Here is a 20,259-nt window from a genome sequence, read left to right as displayed (position 1 = left end):
GTGTCCATTCCCGCGTTCCGGACACCAGGGCGGGGCCGCACCGCCATCCGCGCGTCTCCCACCTCCGGGGCCTGCTCACAGACCTCGGCGGTGGCCCGTGGACTCCGATGGCTCCGGCTTGCCTGCGACAACGGCCCGAGCAGCCCACATCTCGCTCACGGCTCCGGGGGTGCGGAGTGGGGGTGGCTTTCCCGCCGCGACGGTGGCTCCACCGAGGTCTGCGGCAGCGGATCGGACGTGGGGGCCGTCTGCGCACGGTGTGCCTGTGTGGGTTCCGGCATCGCGTCGGCGAAGCCAACGTAGGCCGCGTCGCCTACGCCCCCCGGTGGCTGCACGGCTAGGTCACTGGGATTCGGCGTCTGCGCTTCGTGGTCCCATTCGCCGGAAGTCGGGGCATCGTCCGGTTCGCGATGGTCCTCCAGGATGTCGGGGATGTCGAAGCGTCGCCGCAGCCACGCGGCCAGGGCGACATGTCCCCGACCGTGGATACGCTGCACTTCCTCATCCAGAAAGCGCTCCCGGCTCTCGTCGTCCCGATCCGTGCACTCGTGTTCCAGCACCCGTTCCCAGTCGCGCCACAGCTGCGGGACCGAGCCGCCCTCGGGTGCCTCGCCCGTGTCGGTGTCTCCGCGAGGGGCCGGGCGTGGGGCGTCGACTGTGTCGGAATCCGTGTCCGCGGAGCCCCACCCCGGGCGAAGCGCTTCGCTGTCGCCGGAACTCGTGTGCTCGAGGTGCGGGTCCGGAGCCAGCCAGGACAGCCCGGAGAGTGCGGGATCGGGGGGTCGGGAGTCGCGGTCGCCGGTCTCGCGCATCAGGTCCCGGTACACGTCCGGGATTTCGTGGCCCGTGGCTGCGGAGGACAGGCGCGTGAGGGTGCTGATGTTGCCAACCGCCTCGTCGACCCGGTCCGGGTTTCGGGCCAGCCACCAGACCACGGCCCGCCCCGGATCGGCCAGGGCGTCATCCCCGAGATACGCGCGTTCCAGACGTTCCAGCTCCCGCTCCTCCTCACGGGCTGCCTTGCGTTTGCGTACCTCGCTGAGCTGTTCCAGCCTCTGCTCATCGGCCGTGGGCAGCTCCACCCGCACGTCCACAACCCGGAGCCCGCGGATGTCGGGATGGGCACAGCGGATGTCGTCGAGCGCGGCAGCGAGCCGGGACTGTACCGTCTCGTACTCCTCGGGCTGCTCGTTCCCAAGAAACGTGCGCACCTGTTCCTGGACCGCGGTCACCGCAGCCGCTCCGGCCGACGTGTCGTCCCGGGCCTCCCCGTACCAACACACCACCGCCGAGAACAGAAAATGGTAGTCACTGCGGGCACTGGGGACGGGGTGCCGCACGATGTGTTTCCGGCGTTCCCGCGCCTCCGGTTCGACAGCCACCGGAGGTGGGGCAGGCGCCGGTGGTGGTTCCGGCTGTGGTGGTGGGCTGGTCGAGCGGGAGGCCCAGACCAGGCCGCCGCCGAGGAGGAGGCCGGCCACGCCCACCAGGGCCCACCAGCCGACGAGGAGCGCGGCGAGCACCACCGCGGCCGTCGCGGCTCCGATCGCCATGCCAAGACGTACCGTCATCGCAGACTCTCCTTACCGTTGTGGTGTGGGTGCATCACGAGAACCGGCCTCGCTGCGGTCCGGACGGGAACGGCCGCACCGCAGCTCCCCGATGAGGGACAGGGCAGGTTCCCTACGCTCGGCCCGTGTCTGTGCGTCGGGCGCCGCCAGCACCCAGCGTCGTGCCGTGGCGTAGAGGACATCGGTACGGCCCGCCGTGCGCCCAGCCCGCAGCACCAGATCGAGCATGTGGCGCCATCGCGAGTCGGTGGCGGCTGCCGCCAGCCATCGGCGGGTGTGCAGTCGTGCCGCCTCCGGGTCGGTGCGCATCGCCCGCTCCGCGCAGGTCAGAAAGGCATCGCGTTCCCGCGTGCAGCGAGGAAAGGCACCGCCGTCCGCGGCCAGCACCTCCGGCGCGGTGATCCGCGCAAACAGCTCCCAGTCCCGGGGACGGGGGGTCTCCCGGTGAGTCAGCTGCCGCAGCGCCAGCCAGCGCGACGGGGGATCCCGCACCAGGTCAACGAGCTCCTGTTCCGCGAACCTCGCGGATTGGCTGTCGGCACGCGCCAGGTGCAACAGTCGGACGATGGCCTGCCGGGGGTGACTATGGTGCAGCACCCGGGCACACACGAGTGTGGCCACTCGGGCTCTGGCACCGGGAAGATCCCGATCCCGTGACCACTGGTAGAGCTGGCGGCGTACCTCCCGCCCGGCTGTCGGATCGGTTAGCGCCGAAGTCAGGAGGAGCACCGCCTCCGGCTCGGACGTGTGCCCAGACTCGTTGTCCTTGGCAGCAGGCGTCCAGCTCTGGACCAGGCCCAGTACCAGGTCCAGTCGGTCACCCCGCAGGCACATCTCGGCGAGACGGCCCGCGATGGTGTTGCGATCGCGTTGCGGCCACGCCGTGTCCCGAACCAGACTCGACAGCCACGTCACGAATACCGGATGCAGGTCCGGATGGTCATCCCAGAACCGGTGCCGGATTGCCGCCGCGTAGTTGAGTTTGGGAAAGGACACACGCCGGCTGGGGTGCACTGTGACACCGAGGCGGCGCAGCAGTGTGGTCAACCCGGCCCGCTCCAGCGGTGGCGGTTCCTCCGCGTCAGGAGCCCGCACCTGGGCAAGCAGACCCTGCGCGGCCCGGTGCACCTGTTCCAGCGGCATGCCCGCACACACCGCGGCCGCGAGGAGCACGGTCCGTTCGGTGGTGGAGCTGTGCTGGTGCAGCAGCTCGTGCAGTGCTTCGCTCCAGTCCTGGAAGGATGCCTGGGCCTCGGTGAAGCATTCCGCAAAGCCGGCCCGGCCGTGTCGAGCGATGTGTGCCTGCACGGTGAGCTCGGCGAGCTCGGCGGCCTGTCCCGCGGTGGCCTGCACCAACAGCTGCTGGGCCTCCGCTGAGGCCAGCACGGTCTCGTCCGCCGGAAGCCCCCCGTGCCGCAGGTGGGAGCGCACCACTGCGGTTGCGTCCGGAGCATGGATATGGACTGTGCGGCCGGATGCCTCCGGCCCCAGCACCACCTGTTGCTCGGGCCGCAGAACGATCGCGAGGCGGGCGTTGGCGGACTGGACCTCGCGCTGGAATCCGGGGAGCTCCGTGGCCAATCGGGACAGCCGCGTGGAGCCCACGCCGCGGAGATCCAGCAGCAGTAGTTCTCCCTCCTCCGGAGGCTCGGTGAAGAACTGCTCCTGGGGCCCGTCCTCGGTTTCGGAATCTCGCACCTGCCGGATTCCCGCCCCGGTGGCGCCTGTGCACGTCAGCCAGTACAGGGACGCGGCCCACCGGCCACTGCCGGACGGTCCGGTGAGGTACAGCGTCGTGGAGTCGGGCGTCGTGTCGGCTGACAGTGCGGGGAATCCGCGGGGAGCGACGAAACGCGTGGTGTGCCAGGTGACGTCCTGCGCGGTCAGTACCCCGTCCTGGCGGCGGCGTCGTTGGGTTCCGGGGAGTCTCAGCAACTCGCGCAGTTGCTCTTCGGGCATGTCTGCCAGGGACACGTTGAGGTTCACCTGGGTCCCGGAGCCGCTGTTCACGTTCTCCGCAGTGCCCTGGACGTGCGTGCCCACGGTCGGTCGTGGGTCGCGGGGGTCCGCCGTCAGTGGTGGGGGATGGGTGCCGGGGTGTGTGGCCATGCACACGTCTCCTTGGGCTCACCGGGGACAAGCGGCTCGTCCGGTGGCGACGCGACACACGGCACCACCGGACCGGTCGGACCGGCACGTGGCCGGCCGGGCTGTGCGATCGGGGCGGTGCTATTCCCCGTCGCGGGTAGGCTGGTCGCCCTCGTCGCTGGGTGCGGTTCCGTGCCTGGGGCCGAGGTGATTCACCTGGTGGCCGCTGCCCGTGTTCACGTTGGTGGCGGTCCCGTTGACGACCGTGCCGACGTTTCCGGTGATCCCACCGAGGTTGTTCTGCGTGTCCACACTGGTCTGGTCCCCGAGGTTGATGTTGCCGCCGGCGTGGGCCTCCTGGACCGCCCGCCCGGAGACGTCGCGCACCGTGTTCAGGGTGTGGGCCGCGGGGGTGTTGCCCGTGTTTGCGGCGCTGCCGTCCTCGCCCGGAATGGGGGAGGGGCCGGCGGCCGTCGTAGCACCGGGCGGCTGTGGTTGATCGGCGTCCGTGTCGGTCTGGGTGGGGCGGGTGGAGGGGCGTGGGACGTAAATGAACGCCTCGGCACGGAAGTTCTTGTCGGGAAGCTCGGCGGTTACCGGATGGAACAGGCTTGGGTTCAGGGCCACATAGCCGCCGAGGACCGCGTCGTCGTAGACACGTCCGGTCAGCCCCGCGGCGAGGAAGGTGGTGTCCGGGTCGGAGTCGTCCAGGGCCCGCCGCAGCACAGGCGAGTCCAGTACCCGGTGGGTTTCGTTCATGGGGGTGCCGATTCCGTCACCGGCTTCGGTTCCGCCGCTGTCGGGCAGCGGCCCGATGCCCAGCGCGGCACGTAGACGGAGCCGAAGCGACCGGTCTTCGGCGGCCAGCTGGGGTTGTGCCGCGGCGAGGACTGCTTGCAGCTCGTCCAGGAGCGGGTAGACCAGCAACGGCAGATAGGGCGGCTCCACCCCCACCAGGTAGCCGTCTCCGGTGTGCTGCGGAAACGCGGCGGTACGCCACTGCTCGGCCAGACCGCTGCGGTTGAAGGCCTCGCCGAGTGAGTCCAGCAGGCACTGGTTGAGCAGACGCTGGTGCCGGGAGCTGGCCCGGCTGTACTTCTCGGCGTCCACAGCCAGAACGGCGCGGTAGGTGGGCATGTAGCTGCTGGTGCTGTGTCGGACGGACGTGTCCATCGATGGCTCCTCGGTCGGTTCACAGTGCGGTCCCGCCCGACTCTGGTGGCTATCGCACGTGGACTCTGTCCAGAATTCGACACATCGCCCCTACTCGCCGTGCTGACAGTGCCCGCTGCCCGCCCCAACAGTGCCACTGCGCTACTGCTCCCCAGCGGCCCGTCCGGCGCCCCATGCGCTGGGGAGCACCCAGAGTTGCCGGAATCTCCGTAACCCCACCCCGACACGATCCCCAGGCCCCGGCACCGATGCCCTGCGCCCCACGCCCACCGCACCCACAGTCCGCTGGGCGTCGTGTTGGGGAGCGCCCCGGAACAGGACGCCACGGGTGACTACCGTGGTGCGACGCCGCCGGCGGCCACCCCGGCGCGTGCGGGTGCGTACGTACCGACACCACAACTCCCGGGGCGCCGCCCGGGAACACCGGCACGGATCCGGACCCGGATCGCCGCGCTGACCCAACTGTGACACCACCCCCACCCTCGGGGAGAAGGGTCCGCCAAGCTCACACCAGCAGCAACACGGCCATCGCCCCCGACAACACCCACCGAAGCCGCCCGACCAACAACCCGGCCCACAAACCTGCCCCGAAGTACGGTCTAGCTCTCGCTCGCCGCGAGACGGTACAGCCGGTCCAGATCCAGTACCGCGATGGATTGGCGCCCGGTGCGAATGATGCCCTGGCTGCGCATCCGGGAGAGTTCGGCGGCAACCGAAGCACGGGACAGGCCGATCCATTCGCCCAGCTCCTGTTGGGAGAGTCCCAACTGCAACACGGTGCCCCTGGGGGCGGTATTCCGCTCGGGGGCGCACCGGTTCGGCCACCCGGTGACGTCCAGGCCCAGCATGCCCGCCATACACACCAGCGCACTCGCGAGGCGTCGGCTCGCGGGAAGTCCCGCTACCACCGCCCGCATGGAGTCGCTCTCGCTCTGGCGACGAACCATGTGCTGCCACAGCACCTGGTCCAGGGCCAGTTCGCGAATCATCTCCCGGAACCGGTCCGCGGGCAGGGCTCGGGTCAGGCAGGGGCCGCCGGAGGCTGCGACCGTGGCGGTGCGGGGAAGTCCGGACAGCGCGGCGAATTCGCCAAGGGACTCCCCGGGGCCGCGGAGTGCCAGGAGGGATTCGGCCCCGTCGGGGCGGTGGGTGTAGACCTTCACGGTTCCCTCGACGAGCAGGTAGACGGTCCGGTCGTGGTCGTGTTGGCGGATCAGTCGCTCGCCCGGGTCGAACCAGCGGGTCGCCCCCGCTCGGAGTAGGTGGGTCCACTGGTCGTTGTGGACGAGTGCTCCGAGGCCCTGCCGGTGCATTGCGATTCCCCTCCTGTCGGTGCACGGATCCACCGACAGCGATTCCCCCGTGTGGCGCCGGGAGGCTGATCACGATGGCCGGATACGGCCAGCACGCCGTGCATGCGGACCGCGGGTGCGGGGAGGGTGGCGGGATCCTCGGGCTCGCCGGATGCGTGGCCGGCATCCGGTCTGGGTTCGGCGTGGCCGCGGCCAGGACGAGACCGGGCGATTGCCCGTGCCGTGTGCCTGGTGGTTGGGCGCCGGTGCTGGCTGCACTGTGCCACGGCCCGCAGGTTCACTACCGGGTTCAGGAAGTGACCGGCCGGGGCGGTCTCGTGCCGGCGGTGGCCTGGAGCGCTCAGGCGAAGAGGTCGGTGGCGGTGTGGGCGTCGAGTGCGCGGTCGAGCCACGTGGTCAGCTGTGCGGGGTCCTGGCAGTCCAGGATGCGGGCGCGTACCTCCTCCGGCACGGTTACCCCGCGGCGTTCCAGAATTCGCAGTACATCCGCGGCCCGCCCCCTGGCTTCACCCCGGGCTTCACCCCGGGCTTCCCCGCGGGCCTCGTATTCGGCGGCAAGCCCGGACTGGTAGTCGAACTCCTGGGTGTGCATGAGACTCCTCCAGATCTGCTGGGCGACCGTGGCGCCCAGCCCCGCATCGGTGAACAGCGCCAGCGACTTCGCGGTCTCGATATCGATGGTAGCCAACGCCTCGGCGAGAGCCGTGAGTTCGCTTTCCGGGGCCGGGTCCAAGCGGTGCACCAGCACGGTGAACATCGCATAGACCACGTCCCGTCCCGCCTCGGTGGCGTCCGCGACCGTCGGAATGTCCTGGGGCCCCAGCCCGATGGCCTGGAAGACATTGGTGGGGCGACGTGCCGGACCGATCCGGAACGGCTGCCGTGCCCAGTTGGCCGTGCTCTGGTTAGGGCTCAGTACCAGCACTGTCACGTCGCAGCCGTAGCGGGTGCGCAGGTAGGCGAGATAGTAGAGCCACGCGTCCCACTTCTCGGGATCCGGGTCGGTCTGGGACTCCACGACCACGATGTGTTCGGGCGGGCCCGCATAGTGCAGCACCGTGTCGGGGTAGCGGATCATGGGTCGAACCTCGGTGAGGTCCACGTTCAGTACCGTCGCCGCGCCCAGGACGGGCGGTGGTTCGTCGAACACCTGTGTGTAGAGGCGGCCGAGTACCTCGGCGTGATCCCGGATCACCTGGTGCAGGGCCTCGTGGGGGGAATCAGGCATGACGCAAGGTTAGCGGCGGTAACCGTGGGTTTTCGGAGGTTCGGCGAATTGGGAAGGTTCGCCCGGGGCTGTGGTAGTCCGATGGGGCCTGCCCGGAGCGGTTATCGCTGACTCAGGTCTTCCCAGTCGTGGGCGAGGCGGGTGAGCTGGTTCATCAGCTGTTCGCGCGCCTCGGGCGGGTAGCCCGCGAGGAGGCGCTCGTCGAGTTCGCGGGCGCGGTGGTTGGTTTCGGTGAGCACTGTGGCGCCGTGCTCGGTGAGGTGGAGGAGCTTGCGTCGGGTGTCCGTGGGCGAGGTTTCGCGGCGGATCAGCCCGCGGTCTTCGAGACGGCGGGAGATGTCGGCCATGGTGGAGCGGTCCAGCGCCGTTACCGAGGCCAGGGACCCCTGATCCACGCCGGGGTAGTGCCGGATCGCGGTCAGTACCGCGAACTGGGGGCCGGTCAGGGTGGCGTCCACGGTCTGGGCCCATACCGCGATGTAGGCCTGGTACAGCCGCCGCACCAGGTACCCGGGAGCTGCCATCAGCTCCGGTGGGGTGGAGGGGGTGCCCGGGTCCGCGGTCCTGCCGGTTTCGACGGCGGTGCTGTCGCTGCGGTCGTCACCGTTCACAGTTCGCTTCCCTTCCGGATTTCCGTGCGGTTCGGGCCTTCGGCGGCAGGCCACGCTGCGGCGAATGTACCCGTCTTCCGGGTGGGACGACGCCCGATACAGCCACCTGCCTGGTCCCCGGTCCGCCGGTGTGGCAGTGCGGATGCGTGTGTGCGGAGGTATCGCCTGCGGGGTCCACGGTGGTTCTTCCGGGCCTCGGCCGTGGTGTGACACCGCTGTGGGTGGGGGAGACACACGCGCGCAACGTGAACGGAATCACAATTCAACGTGCCACACCCTTGACGATGCCCAAGCTCGTCCATGATAGTTGGTGTCCGGATAGTCCGAGTACGGATTATCAGCATCCGGACTAAATCTGTGGTGGAGCACTCATGGACCAGAACAGCCTGAACGACCTCTGCGTTCGCCAGCTCACGCTCAGCGGGGTCCGTGACGGAGAGACACTCGCGGTACTCTCCCGCGGCGCCGAGCGCAGCGACTACGCCGACGCCTTCCTGTTCGCCGCGCAGGAGCTCGGTGCCAACACCTTCCATATGCGCCTGCCCACGGCCCGCGACACCTCCGGAGCCTGGGCGGTGGGCGAGTCCGGGCTGGCAGGCAACCCGGTCGCCGTGGAGGCCCTGAAGCAGGCCGACATGCTGATCGACCTCACCTTTCTCCTGTTCAGCAAGGAACAGTTCGCCATTCAGGACGCCGATACGCGCATCCTCACGGTCGTCGAACCCGCTCCCCTCCTGGGGCGCCTCATGCCCACCCGCGAGCTGAGGGAGCGGGTTGAGGTCGGCGCCGAGATCCTCGCCAAAGCCCAGACCATGCGCATCACCAGCCCCGGCGGCACCGACGTCGTCTATCAGCTCGGCGTCTACCCGACCATGAGCGAGTACGGGTATACCGACATCCCCGGCCGCTGGGACCACTGGCCGGCAGCCTTCGTATTCACCGGTGGCGCCGACGACGGCGTGGACGGCACCATCGTGCTCTCGCCGGGGGACGTGCTGCTGCCGTTCAACACCTATGTACAGAGCCCGGTCACCCTCACGATCGAGAAGGGCTTCATCACCGACATCCGTGGCGGTCTGGACGCGGAGTTGTTGGCCTCCTACATCGCCTCGTTCGAGGATCCCCGCGGCTACGGCATGTCGCACGTGGGTTGGGGACTCGACGAGCGTGCCCAGTGGCACGGGCTGACCCAGTTTCCCGGCGGCATGGGCATGGAGCTGCGTTCGTTCTACGGCAACGTCATGTTCTCCATCGGCCCGAACAACGAGCTGGGCGGCCCCAACGACACCCCGTGCCACTTCGATATCCCGATGCGCGGGTGCAGCCTTTTCCTCGACGACGAGCCGATCGTGCGGGACGGCGACATCGTCGTACCCGAGATGCGCCCAGCCCGGCGCCGCTGAGGCCACGTTCCCACCGGCGCCGGAGAGGACAGGAGACAGCTGTGCCGGATCACCGCATCGGCATGATCGTGCCGAGCTCGAACCTGACCATGGAGACCGAGATTCCCCGCATGCTGCGGGCCCGGGAGACCCTGCACCCGGAGGAACGCTTCACGTTCCACAGTGCGCGCACCCGGATGCGCCAGGTCACGCCCGAGGAGCTACGGGAGATGAACGCCCAGAGCGACCGGGCGGCAGCGGAGCTGGCCGACGCCCGCCCGGACATCGTGACCTCGGCCTGCCTGGTGGCGATCATGGCGCAGGGCCCCGGCTACCACTGCACCGCCGAGGACGCGATCTCCACGGTGTTACGCACCCACAACGCCACGGCGCCCGTCGTCTCCAGCGCCGGCGCACTCCTCACGGCGCTGTCCGCCCTGCGGGTTCGTCGGGTCGCGATCCTCACGCCGTACCTGAAACCGCTGACCAGGACGGTTATCACCTACATTGAGAACGCGGGATTCGAGGTTGTTGACTCGCTCAGCCTCGAGGTTCCCGACAACCTTGCGGTCGCCCGACTGGATCCGGCCGACCTGGAGGAGCACTGGCGCAGGCTGGATCTGCGGCGCGCCGAGGCGCTCGTGGTCTCCGCGTGCGTACAGATGCCGTCGTTGCCCGTGATCCAACGGATCGAAGACCAGGCGCCCGTTCCGGTGCTCTCCGCGGCCACGGCCACCACGTTCAGCGTGCTCCGCGAGCTCGGTGTGGCCACGACCGTGCCGGATGCCGGACACCTCCTCAGTGGGGCGGTGTCCCCCGCATAGGGCGGATCCGCCCCGCCGCCCCCGCCGTCGAGGCCCGGCGGGGCCGGCGACACCAGCCCGGCCCGTCTCGGGAGGAGGCCACACCGGCGGGTTCGGCGACGAGAACAGGGCGGCGATGAAGCCCCCGTGACGACACACGACAACCAGCCACAGGGTGGCTGAATCGTGGCCCGGCACGTCCCTGGGCCACGACCCGAGCTGCTGTGTACACCAACCGATCGGGGGAAGGCATGCGTAGCTTTCTCGAAACCAAGGGTGTGCGTCCCTCGCTGCACACCTACTTCATCACCGCCATGTCCTACATGGCGCTCGGCCTGTTCTCGTCCCTCATTATCGGGCTGATCATCCAGACCGTGGGGGAGCAGACCGGAGCGGGATTCCTGATCGACGCCGGCACCCTGGCCATGGGAATGCTCGGTCCGGCCATCGGCGTGGCCGTGGCCTATTCGCTGAACGCCCCACCCCTGGTGCTGTTCTCGGCAGCCGCCACGGGCGCTGCCGGTGCCGAGCTGGGCGGCCCCGCGGGCGCTTTCCTCGCCGCGGTGCTCTCCGTGGAGGTCGGAAAGCTGATCTCCAAAGAGACGAAACTGGACATCGTGGTGACGCCCGCCGTCACTATCCTCGTCGGCTTCGCGCTCGCCTGGGCCATCGGCCCCGCCATCGACAGTGGCCTGCGCCAGTTCGGCGGGATGATCAACTGGGCGACCGAGCAGGAACCGCTCGTGATGAGTGTGCTGATCGCCGTGCTGATGGGGCTCGCGCTGACGTTTCCGATCTCCAGCGCCGCCATCGCCGTGATGCTGGATCTCGGAGGCCTCGCGGCCGGCGCCGCTACCATCGGGTGTAGCGCGCAGATGGTCGGCTTCGCCGTGGCCAGTTTCCGGGAGAACCGTTGGGGTGGCCTCGCCTCCCTCGGAATCGGTACCTCGATGTTGCAGGTGCCCAACATTCTGAAGAACCCGCGCATCCTCATTCCCCCGACGCTCGCCGGCGCGATCCTCGCTCCGTTCGCCGTGATCATCTTTGGTATGGAGAACAACGCCGCCGGAGCCGGAATGGGAACAGCGGGGCTCGTGGGCCAGATCATGACGATCACCACCATGGGCTTCAGCTACCAGCTGCTCGCGTTGATCGCCATGTTCCACGTGCTCCTGCCTGCCCTGCTCGCCTGGGGGTTCTCGGTTGCGCTGCGGCGCATCTCCTGGATCAGGGAAGGCGACCAGCTGATTCACCAGGGATAGGCCCACCGCACCTCGCAGTTGGGCCGGCAGCGGGCCGGCTCGTGCAGATCGCTTGGAGGAAAGAATGCCATCCAGCCAGTCCCACGAGGTGACGATCGCGGGAGGCGGTCTCGGCGGCCTGACCGCCGCCCTCGCGCTGCGCCAGAAGGGGATTCAGGCAACCGTGCTGGAGCAGGCCCCCCAGCTCGGGGAGGTCGGCGCGGGAATCCAGACCGCTCCCAACGCCAGCCGGATCCTGATGCGGCTGGGGCTGCGGGAGCAGTTGGAGGCGATCCACACCGAACCGCAGGACCAGGTGCGCCGCCGTTGGCAAGACGGCAGCGTCATCGGACAGACCACGCTGGGAGACCGGTGTAAACGGGAGTACAACGCACCGTACTGGCACTATCACCGCGCCGACCTGCACCGTGTCATCCTGGATGCCTGCCTCGCCCCGGAGGGGCCCGGGCCGGTGGTGCAGGTGCGCACCGGTAGTCGGGTCGTTGAGATCGACCAGAGCACCCCAAAACGACCCACCGCCGTCACCAGCAACGGCCAGCGGATCCCTGGTGACGTCCTGATCGGCGCCGACGGTATCCAGTCGCGGGTACGCGACGCCGCGGGGTTCCCGGACACGCTGCGGTTCTCCGGCGAGATGGCCTACCGGGCGCTGATCCCCGGAGACCGGATCGCTGCGGATCCCGCCACCCGCTGGTTGATGGACCGCTTTCAGAGCACCATCTGGTACGGGCCGGACCGGCACCTGGTGCACTACATGATCCGCGGCGGCGCCTACCTGAACATTGTCGCCATCGTGCCCGCCACTCCGGGGCTGGATCAGCAGTGGTCCGCTCCGGCCAGTGCGGACGAACTCGTCAATGCCTTTCCCGGCTGGGACGACCGGGTGTCGGCCATGCTGTCGAAGGCCGAAACTGTCAGCGCCTGGGCGATGTACCATCGCCGCCCCGATCCGGTGTGGGTGGACGGCCGGGTGGCCCTGCTGGGCGACGCCTGCCACGCGATGTTGCCCTACCAGGCCCAAGGGGCCTCGCAGGCCATGGAGGATGCCGCCGTCCTCGCGGAGGAGCTGGGGGCCGTTACCGCGGCGCACGCCCCGGACGCCCTGATGCGCTACGTATCGCGACGCGCCACGCGCGCCGCCATGGTGCAGGACGCCTCCCTGCGCAACATGGAGCTGTACCACCTGCACGACGGCCCGCGGCAGCGCGAACGCGACGCGAAACTACGTGACTTCCACGGAGAGTCGGCGATCTCCTACGACCTGCTGTGGCGTGGCACGCCGCTACGCGACGAGGACACCGAGTCCTTCACTTACCAGTTCGTTCGCTAACCAGCACGGGACAGCACACCACGGGCCGCCCCGCCACACCGGGGTGACCCCGTGGCCGAGGAGCCGAAATGAAGCCAGCTGCCTTCGCCTACCATCGAGCCCGCGACGTTGACGGTGCGACCGCGCTGCTTGCCGAACTCGGCGCGGACGCCAAGGTTCTCGCCGGTGGCCAGAGCCTGGTACCGATGATGAACTTCCGCCTGGCTCGGCCACGGCATCTCGTGGACATCGGGAGACTGCACGAGCTCAACCACATCACCCGAGACGGCTCCGCCCTGCGGATCGGGGCCCTGACCACCCACCACACCGTGGAGACCGCAGGGCGGCAGCTCGGGCCCGAGTTCGAGGTACTGCGGGCCGCCATGTCCTGGGTGGGCCACACCCCGATCCGCGCTTTGGGAACGGTCGGTGGCAGCCTCGCCCATGCGGACGCCACGGCCGAGTGGTGCCTCCTGGCGGTGCTGCTGGACGCCAGCGTCACCGTGCGGGGGCCGTGCGGCAGCCAGCGCAGCATCGCCGCCGCGGATCTGTTCCTGGGCTTCTACACCACCACGGTCGAACCCGACGAGCTCATCACCGAGGTCACTTTTCCGCGGCCCGCACCTCGTGCAGCCCTCACCGAGTTCGCCGAACGCCACGGGGATTTCGCCACCGTTGCCGCAGCGGTCGACCTCGACCTCGACGGGGACACCGTGCGCGGCGGCCGGGTCGCACTCGGCGGCGTGGCCCCGGTTCCCGTCCGGGCCCGTGCCGCCGAGGAGGTGCTCCGGCGGGGCGAGGTCGCCAGTGTGGACCTGTTCGCCGAGTGCGCCGCCGCGGCTGCTGCCGAGATCGACCCGCCCGACACCCCCAACGGCGATGCCGCCTACCACCGGAACCTGGCCCGGGACCTGATCGAACGCGCCTGTGAGGAGGCTCTTGCCCGATGAGCACCACCGCGCCGCACCACACCGAGCCCCGGTTCGACCGCGACGGAACCTGGGTGGGTGCCTCCGTTCGCCGCCGGGAGGACCCCCGCCTGCTCACGGGCCGCGGCCGTTTCGTTGACGACATCGCACTGCCCCGTATGGCCCACGCCCAGTTCGTACGCAGCACCGTTGCCGCCGGCACGGTCACCGAACTCGACCTCACCGCGACCCGGCGCACCCCCGGTGTCATCGCCGCGTTCAGCGCCGTCGACCTCGACCTGGGCGATATCACCGCGATCCTGGAACGCCCGGCCGCGGAGTTCGTACCCACCGATATGCCGGTGCTGGCCCGCGACCGGGTGCGATTCGTCGGCGAGCCCCTGGCCATCGTCATTGCCGAGGACCCCTACGCCGTCGAGGACGGAGTGGAGGCCGCGCGGGTCACCTACGACACCGCCCCGGCCGTGGTCTCCGCGGACCAAGCCCTCGCTGACAGCGCCCCGCTCGTGCACGACAACGCCCCCAACAACACCCTGCTGGACGTGTCCCTGTTCGCCACCGAAGGCATCGACGATGTCTTCGCGGCCGCCGACCACGTGGTGCACGTCGAAGCCAGCTCGAGCCGACAGAACGCGCTCCCGCTGGAGACGCGCGGGGTCGTTGCCGCTTGGGACGACCGGGACGAACAGCTGATGGTGCAGACCTGCACCCAGGTGCCGCACCAGGTCCGCACGGTGCTGGCCCGTTGCCTGGGCCGTGACGAGCGCACCGTGCGGGTGCTCGCCCCCGACATGGGGGGTGGTTTCGGGCAGAAGTGTGTGGTCGGCCGGGAGGAGATCGCCGCCGCGGCCGCGGCCCTACGCCTGGAACGCCCCGTCAAGTGGATCGAGGACCGGAGAGACGCGCTGAGTGCGGCCTTCCTCGCCCGGGAGCAGCGCTACGACGCCCGCGCCGCCTTCGACGCCGAGGGGCACATCCTCGCCCTGGACGCCGACATCGTCTGCGATATGGGTGCCTACTCCTGCTACCCGTTCTCCGCCGGCATCGAGCCGCTGATGGCCTCCGCCGAGATGCCCGGGGTGTATCGGGTCCCGGCCTATCGGGTGCGGGGGCGGGCGGTCACCACCAACAAGGCTCCCAGCGCGCCCTACCGGGGGGTCAGCCGCCCCCAGTACGTGATGGTGATGGAGCGGCTGTTCGAGCGCGCCTCCCGCGAGCTCGGCCTCGACCCGGTTGAGATCCGGCGGCGCAACGTCATCACCACCTTCCCCTACACCGGGGTCAACGCCGTCACCTACGATCCCGGCACCTATCTGGAGTCGCTGAACCTGTGTGAACAGCTGGTGCGGGACGAGGGCTGGTACGAGCGCAAGGAACAGCTGGCCGACGCGGGGCGCATTCTCGGGATCGGCTACTGCTGTTTCAACGAGCGCACCGGATACGCCAGCGATGCCTTCGCCAAGCGCAAGATGACCGTGGTTCCCGGGTTCGACCTGTCCCAGGTGCGGATGGACCCCAGCGGCGGGATCGTCGTCACCTCCGGCACCATGAACCACGGTCAGAGCCACGAGACCACGTTCGCGCAGATCGTCGCGAGTCGCCTGGGTATCGACGTGGCCAGGGTGAAGCTCCAGCAGGGCGACACCGACCGCGTCAGCTACGGCTGGGGGACCTTCGCGAGCCGCTCGGTGACGATCGGGGGCAGCGCCGCATCGCTGGCCGCCGACCGGCTCGGTGCGAAACTCCTGCACATCGGGGCACACCTGTTGGAGACCCAGCCCGACAACGTCGAGCTGCACAACGGTGCGGTGCGTCAACGCGACGACCACAGCAGGAAGCTTCCCTTCTCCGAGATCGCCACGGTGGCCTACCTGCGCGCCGACCTACTGCCGAAGGACACCGAGCCCGGTCTCACCGCCGAAGCCAGCTTCGATCCTGCCGGGGACGGCACCTTCGCCAACGCCACGCACGCCGTGGTCGTGGAGCTGCACCCCGGAACCGGGCAGGTGGAGATTCTGCGGTACCTGTGCGTGGAGGACTGCGGCGTCACGATCAATCCCCAGATTGTGGAGGGGCAGTGTCGCGGCGGCATCGCCCAGGGCATCGCCGGAGCCCTCTTCGAGCAGATCACCTACGACAGCAACGGTGAACCGTCCTGCGCCAGCTTCATCGACTACAAGGTCCCCACCGCCGCCGAGATCCCGGACGTCGAGATCCACCACCTGGAAACCCCCTGCACGCTCACCGAGAGCGGCGCCAAAGGTGTCGGGGAGGGCGGAACCATCGGCGCCCCGGCCGCGGTACTCAACGCCGTCAACGACGCACTCCGGCCCACCGGCATCGAGCTCGACGCCACGCCCATCACACCGCAGACGGTGCAACGAGCCCTGGAGGCCCGCCCATGAGCGAGCAGCACCTGATCACCCTGACCGTCAACGGCCACGACCACGAACTCCTCGTTGCCGCCCGCCGCACCCTTGTCGATGCCATCCGGCACGACCTGCGGCTGACCGGCACCCACGTGGGATGCGAACACGGCGTCTGCGGCGCCTGCACCATCCTCGTCGACGGAGCGCCCGCACGCGCCTGCCTGATGTTCGCAGTCCAAGCCGAGGGACGCGATATCCGCACAGTGGAGTCGCTGGGCAGCCCGGAGGCCCCCAACGACCTCCAGCGTGCCTTCTCCGAACACCACGCCTTGCAGTGCGGATTCTGCACCCCCGGTTTCCTCATGCTCGCCGAGGGCTTCCTCACCGAACATCCCCACGCCACCAAATCCGAGATCCGGGCCGCGGTCTCGGCCAACCTGTGCCGCTGCACCGGCTACCAGCCCATCGTGGAGGCCGTGGACGACTGTGCGCGGAAACGCCGCTGCGCACCAGGCCCAGCCGCCGCACCCAGCGCAACGCAGGCAGCAGACACCACCACTCCTGCCGGCCCGGCCAGGGCCGCGGCCGATCCCGGACACGGCCAGCCCGACACGCCCCGGTCACCCTAAGGAACCCACCATGAAACTAGAGAACACAGTCGCGGTCGACGCCCCACCGGACCAGGTCTTCGCCTTGGTCAACGACGTCGAGCGGGTGGCGGGCTGCGTCCCCGGCGCTCACCTCGACGGCCGCGACGGGGACACCTACCACGGAACCGTCACCGTCAAAGTCGGCCCGGTCACCGCCAGCTACTCCGGAACCGTGCGTTTCCTCGACGTCGACGCCACCAACCGCAGCCTGCACGCACAGGCGCGTGGCGTCGACACCCACGGAAGCGGCGACGCCGAGGCCGAAGTGCGCCTCGCCATCACCGACAACGGGGAGGGATCGCTCCTCACGATCGACGCCGACCTGCTCATCCGCGGCAAGATCGCACAGTTCGGGAAGGGAGCCATCGCCCTCGTCTCCGAACGGCTACTCACCCAGTTCGCCACGAACCTCGCCGAACTCCTCAGTCACGACACCGCGCCGGGAACCCCACCGGCCACCGGAACCGTCACATCCACCGACACCGCGGGGGGCGAGGACGCCACGGGGGCCGTCCCCGCCCCCGCAGCACCACCGAGCGCGGCGACCACGACCACAGACCAGCTCGACGGCCTGAGCCTCGTCCTCGGGCCAGCCGCCCGCTACCTCCCGCACGTGGCCGCCTTCGGCGTCGGCGTGCTCCAGGGGTGGCTGCTGGGCCGGCTCTCCGCCCAGAAGAAGCAGCTCCGGTACTTCCGGGAGGTCCACCGTGGCTGAGGAGACATCGACCCACGGCCACCACACGGACGCCACCTACGCCCACGCGGGCTTCGGCGGCGACGTTCGACGCGGTAGCCGCCCCGCCATCGTCGTGGTGGATCTGGCCCGCGGCTTCACCGAGGACAGCTACCCGTCCGGCGCCGACCTCACCGACGTCGTCGCCGCCACGGCACGCCTCATCACGGCCGCCCGCCCCGCCGGAATACCGGTGCTGTACACCACGATCGCCTACACCCCCGCCGAGCTGGCCGGGGACACGGTGCGCTGGCTCGACAAGGCACGCGGCATGCGTGCACTCACCGAGAACAGTGACGCGGTCGCCCTGGACCCACGCCTACCCATCCACGACACCGACCCACTGCTGGTGAAGAAGGGGCCATCCGCGTTCTTCGGCACCGCGCTCGCGGCGATGCTCACCGGACTCAACCGGGACACCGTGCTGATCTGCGGTGCCACCACCAGCGGCTGTGTGCGCGCGACCGCCGTGGACGCCGTTCAGTCGGGATTCTCGGTGCTGGTGCCCCGCGCGTGCGTGGGCGATCGTGCCCAAGGTCCCCACGAGGCGAACCTGTTCGACATCCAGGCCAAGTACGGCGACGTCATCGATCTCGACGACGCGTGCTCCTACCTCACCGCGCTCACCACCGCCTGACCCGCCACCCCGCGTTCCGGAGGAACCGCCATGACTGACCGCCTGCTCACCCAGGAGGCCCTCGCCGATCTCGCCGACGTTCCCGCCACCGGGCGGTGGGTCCGTTCTGGTGACCTGCGACTGCACCTACTCGACTACGGCGGAGACGGTGTGCCCCTCCTCGTACTTCCGGGCATCACCAGCCCCGCCATCAGCATGGACTTCGTTGCCCGCGAGCTGACCGACCTCGTCCGGCCGATCGTGGTGGACCTGCGCGGACGTGGCCTGTCCGACGCCGCACCCGAGTACACCCTGCACGCCTACGCCGACGACGTCGACGCGATCATGACCGGTCTGGAACTGGACCGTCCGATCGTGCTCGGCCACTCCCTGGGCGCCCGTATCGCCGCCGTCGCGGCGGCTCGAGCGCCCACCTCGGTGCGCGGCAGCATCCTGGTCGACCCGCCCATGAGCGGGCCGGGCCGCGGCCCCTACCCCACCACACTGGAGATGTTCCGCAGCCAGCTACAGCAGGCCCAACGAGGCACCACCGCGGCCGAGGTCGCCCAGTCCTGGCCACGGTGGTCCCAACGGGAGCGGGAACTGCGCGCCCGCTGGCTCGCCAGCTGCGACCCGGAATCCATCGACGCCACCCACCGTGGGTTCGAAACCGAGGACTTTTTCGCGACCTGGCCGTCCGTGCCCGCGCCCACGACGCTGGTGTACGGGGCCGACAGCCCGGTGGTCACCGCCGAGGGGGCCGCCGAGGCTGCGGCCACCAACCCGGCCGCGGCCCTGGTCGCGGTGGAGGACGCTGGCCACATGGTGTTCTGGGACAACCCCACGAGAGCGCGGTCCGTGGCCCGGGAGGTCCTGACCACACTGGGGTCCCACCCAACCGGCGCATCTTCCTGACCGGCGGCCCCACGGGGCGCGCCGATCCGCGGGGCCGGCGTGCCGCTAGCGGGGTGGCGCCGGCGCCTGCGGGGGCGACTGGGGTGGTGCTGCCGGGGGCTGCGGGTACGGCGGTGGATCCCAGGTCTGGGATCCCCGCACCCGCACGACACGGGTGCGGACCGCCTTGTCGTGCACGGCCTGGCGGTACGGTTCGTCCCACAGCGGCCACAGCACGTCGAGGAACCAGCCGACACAGCCGACCCAGCTCAGCCCCCAGTGCACCAGCACCCGGCCGGCAGCCAGGCCTGGGGAGGGCCGTTCGCCGGTCTGTATGGAGATCACCTTGATGCCGAACAGGAGCTTGCCCACGGTGCGCCCCGAGTGGGCGTGCATGAGCCAGAAGTAGGCGAAGGCCAACAGCATTGTCCCCGGGATCAGCAGGACCATGGCAATCGCCGGCTCCGGTGCGTCTTCCATCTGCTGGCCCTGGGCGCCCGTCAGGTCGATCACGAGGAACATGCCCCCGTAGAAGACGATGAGGAACATCGCCACCACCAGAAGGAGGTCCACCACGTAGGCACCCGCCCGGGCTCCGTACCCGGCGGGAGGCGGCCCCGGAAGCTGCGCGGCCGGGAGAGCCCAGGGACGGTGCGGAGATGTGGGGGGAGGATAACCAGGAGCTGGACCGGTGCCAGCGGGGGGTGGGGCCGGGTGTGGCTGCTGGAATGGTTGGCTCATGTCGGAATACGGATTTCCGGTCGTATGCGGGATGAATGGTGACAAGCCGGGGGATTCTCGCACGGTTTTTCGATCATGGCGACTTCTTTTCGGGCGGGGAGGCGGGGGCTGCACGCCGAACATGCGGGATGGCGGTCCGAATCCAGCTCGCCGAGGTGAACCCGGAACCGGCGTCGATTGTCCGGCATCCGCGGGCGGCCGAGATCGTTGATGGGGGTTTTGTGCACTGGATCGCATTGGTGCCCAGTTCGCTGGCCACCAACTGGGCATCTTCGATGATCTCGCCGTCAGTGGTGCGGGGGGTGTGGTGGGGGCGGCGGCCTGCCGGGCCGGGCAGGGGGCGCTTCCCGGGGGGTTGGGTGGGGGTTTGTCTGGTGCGTGTCTCCCTCATCGGCTTTTTGTCGCCCCCATCGGCTTTTGAGGGCTCTGGTCGTCTGGGGGTGGCCCCGAGGCGCCATAGCCGTCTCGGGGCCACCCAGGTCGGGCGAGGGAGCCGGGGGTGGTCGGTGGTTCGGGGTAGTGTGGCCTGCCTCGGGCGCCTGGCGGGCGTGCGGGGTGCGCTTCACTACCCGAACGGGGTGCTGCGT

17 protein-coding genes are annotated in these 20,259 nt (G+C 69.6%); 10 read left to right on the top strand and 7 right to left on the bottom strand.

The features are described from left to right. Positions 1-155: 155 nt before the first annotated feature. The 6 genes from RIF23_RS04975 to RIF23_RS04950 all read right to left on the bottom strand — a co-directional run bounded on the left by RIF23_RS04975 (position 156) and on the right by RIF23_RS04950 (position 7,984). Positions 156-1,571 (bottom strand): hypothetical protein, encoded by a 1,416-nt coding sequence (locus RIF23_RS04975; protein ID WP_310911104.1) that lies wholly within the window; start codon positions 1,569-1,571, stop codon positions 156-158. Positions 1,572-1,583: 12 nt separating this feature from the next. Further along, on the bottom strand, positions 1,584-3,680 hold the full coding sequence (locus tag RIF23_RS04970; protein ID WP_310911103.1) for a hypothetical protein: 2,097 nt from the start codon (positions 3,678-3,680) through the stop codon (positions 1,584-1,586). Between the two features lie 120 nt (positions 3,681-3,800). Then, a complete protein-coding gene (locus tag RIF23_RS04965) occupies positions 3,801-4,832 on the bottom strand; it encodes a hypothetical protein (protein ID WP_310911102.1) in 1,032 nt (343 codons plus the stop codon). 599 nt (positions 4,833-5,431) lie between these two features. Continuing rightward, on the bottom strand, positions 5,432-6,145 hold the full coding sequence (locus RIF23_RS04960) for a Crp/Fnr family transcriptional regulator (RefSeq protein WP_310911101.1): 714 nt from the start codon (positions 6,143-6,145) through the stop codon (positions 5,432-5,434). A 340-nt stretch (positions 6,146-6,485) separates the two neighbouring features. After that, on the bottom strand, positions 6,486-7,373 hold the full coding sequence (locus tag RIF23_RS04955; protein ID WP_310911100.1) for a hypothetical protein: 888 nt from the start codon (positions 7,371-7,373) through the stop codon (positions 6,486-6,488). Positions 7,374-7,474: 101 nt separating this feature from the next. Further along, positions 7,475-7,984, bottom strand: coding sequence for a MarR family winged helix-turn-helix transcriptional regulator (locus RIF23_RS04950; protein ID WP_310911099.1), 510 nt, complete (start codon positions 7,982-7,984; stop codon positions 7,475-7,477). A gap of 371 nt (positions 7,985-8,355) precedes the next feature. On the opposite strand from RIF23_RS04950, the gene RIF23_RS04945 reads away from it, so the two are divergent. The 10 genes from RIF23_RS04945 to RIF23_RS04900 all read left to right on the top strand — a co-directional run bounded on the left by RIF23_RS04945 (position 8,356) and on the right by RIF23_RS04900 (position 18,952). Then, positions 8,356-9,387, top strand: a complete 1,032-nt coding sequence (locus RIF23_RS04945) for a M29 family metallopeptidase (RefSeq protein WP_310911098.1) — start codon at positions 8,356-8,358, stop codon at positions 9,385-9,387. Positions 9,388-9,428: 41 nt separating this feature from the next. Beyond that, on the top strand, positions 9,429-10,190 hold the full coding sequence (locus RIF23_RS04940) for a maleate cis-trans isomerase family protein (protein ID WP_310911097.1): 762 nt from the start codon (positions 9,429-9,431) through the stop codon (positions 10,188-10,190). A 230-nt stretch (positions 10,191-10,420) separates the two neighbouring features. After that, the gene (locus tag RIF23_RS04935; protein WP_310911096.1) at positions 10,421-11,431 is read left to right on the top strand and encodes a PTS transporter subunit IIC; all 1,011 of its coding nucleotides are present in this window, start codon (positions 10,421-10,423) and stop codon (positions 11,429-11,431) included. 64 nt (positions 11,432-11,495) lie between these two features. Continuing rightward, positions 11,496-12,761 (top strand): FAD-dependent monooxygenase, encoded by a 1,266-nt coding sequence (locus RIF23_RS04930; protein ID WP_310911095.1) that lies wholly within the window; start codon positions 11,496-11,498, stop codon positions 12,759-12,761. Between the two features lie 68 nt (positions 12,762-12,829). Beyond that, complete coding sequence (locus RIF23_RS04925) at positions 12,830-13,690, top strand: FAD binding domain-containing protein (protein WP_310911094.1); 861 nt, start codon at positions 12,830-12,832, stop codon at positions 13,688-13,690. Beyond that, on the top strand, positions 13,687-16,074 hold the full coding sequence (locus RIF23_RS04920; protein ID WP_310911093.1) for a xanthine dehydrogenase family protein molybdopterin-binding subunit: 2,388 nt from the start codon (positions 13,687-13,689) through the stop codon (positions 16,072-16,074). The genes RIF23_RS04925 and RIF23_RS04920 overlap by 4 nt, the downstream gene beginning before the upstream one ends. Further along, positions 16,071-16,667, top strand: coding sequence for a (2Fe-2S)-binding protein (locus RIF23_RS04915; protein WP_310911092.1), 597 nt, complete (start codon positions 16,071-16,073; stop codon positions 16,665-16,667). The genes RIF23_RS04920 and RIF23_RS04915 overlap by 4 nt, the downstream gene beginning before the upstream one ends. Before the next feature lie 10 nt (positions 16,668-16,677). Further along, positions 16,678-17,403, top strand: a complete 726-nt coding sequence (locus RIF23_RS04910; protein WP_310911091.1) for an SRPBCC family protein — start codon at positions 16,678-16,680, stop codon at positions 17,401-17,403. Beyond that, a complete protein-coding gene (locus tag RIF23_RS04905; RefSeq protein ID WP_310911090.1) occupies positions 17,396-18,058 on the top strand; it encodes an isochorismatase family protein in 663 nt (220 codons plus the stop codon). Before RIF23_RS04910 ends, RIF23_RS04905 begins: the two co-directional genes overlap by 8 nt. 30 nt (positions 18,059-18,088) lie before the next feature. Further along, the gene (locus RIF23_RS04900; RefSeq protein ID WP_310911089.1) at positions 18,089-18,952 is read left to right on the top strand and encodes an alpha/beta fold hydrolase; all 864 of its coding nucleotides are present in this window, start codon (positions 18,089-18,091) and stop codon (positions 18,950-18,952) included. A gap of 45 nt (positions 18,953-18,997) precedes the next feature. Here the strand turns inward: RIF23_RS04900 and RIF23_RS04895 are convergent, their stop codons facing one another. Next, entirely contained in the window at positions 18,998-19,672 is a 675-nt protein-coding gene (locus tag RIF23_RS04895; RefSeq protein WP_310911088.1) for an RDD family protein, read from the bottom strand. Positions 19,673-20,259 lie beyond the last annotated feature (587 nt).

This window comes from Lipingzhangella rawalii, from assembly GCF_031628175.1.
GTDB classification, from domain to species: Bacteria; Actinomycetota; Actinomycetes; order Streptosporangiales; family Streptosporangiaceae; genus Lipingzhangella_A; species Lipingzhangella_A rawalii.
This window is presented reverse-complemented; position numbering and strand designations above follow the sequence as displayed.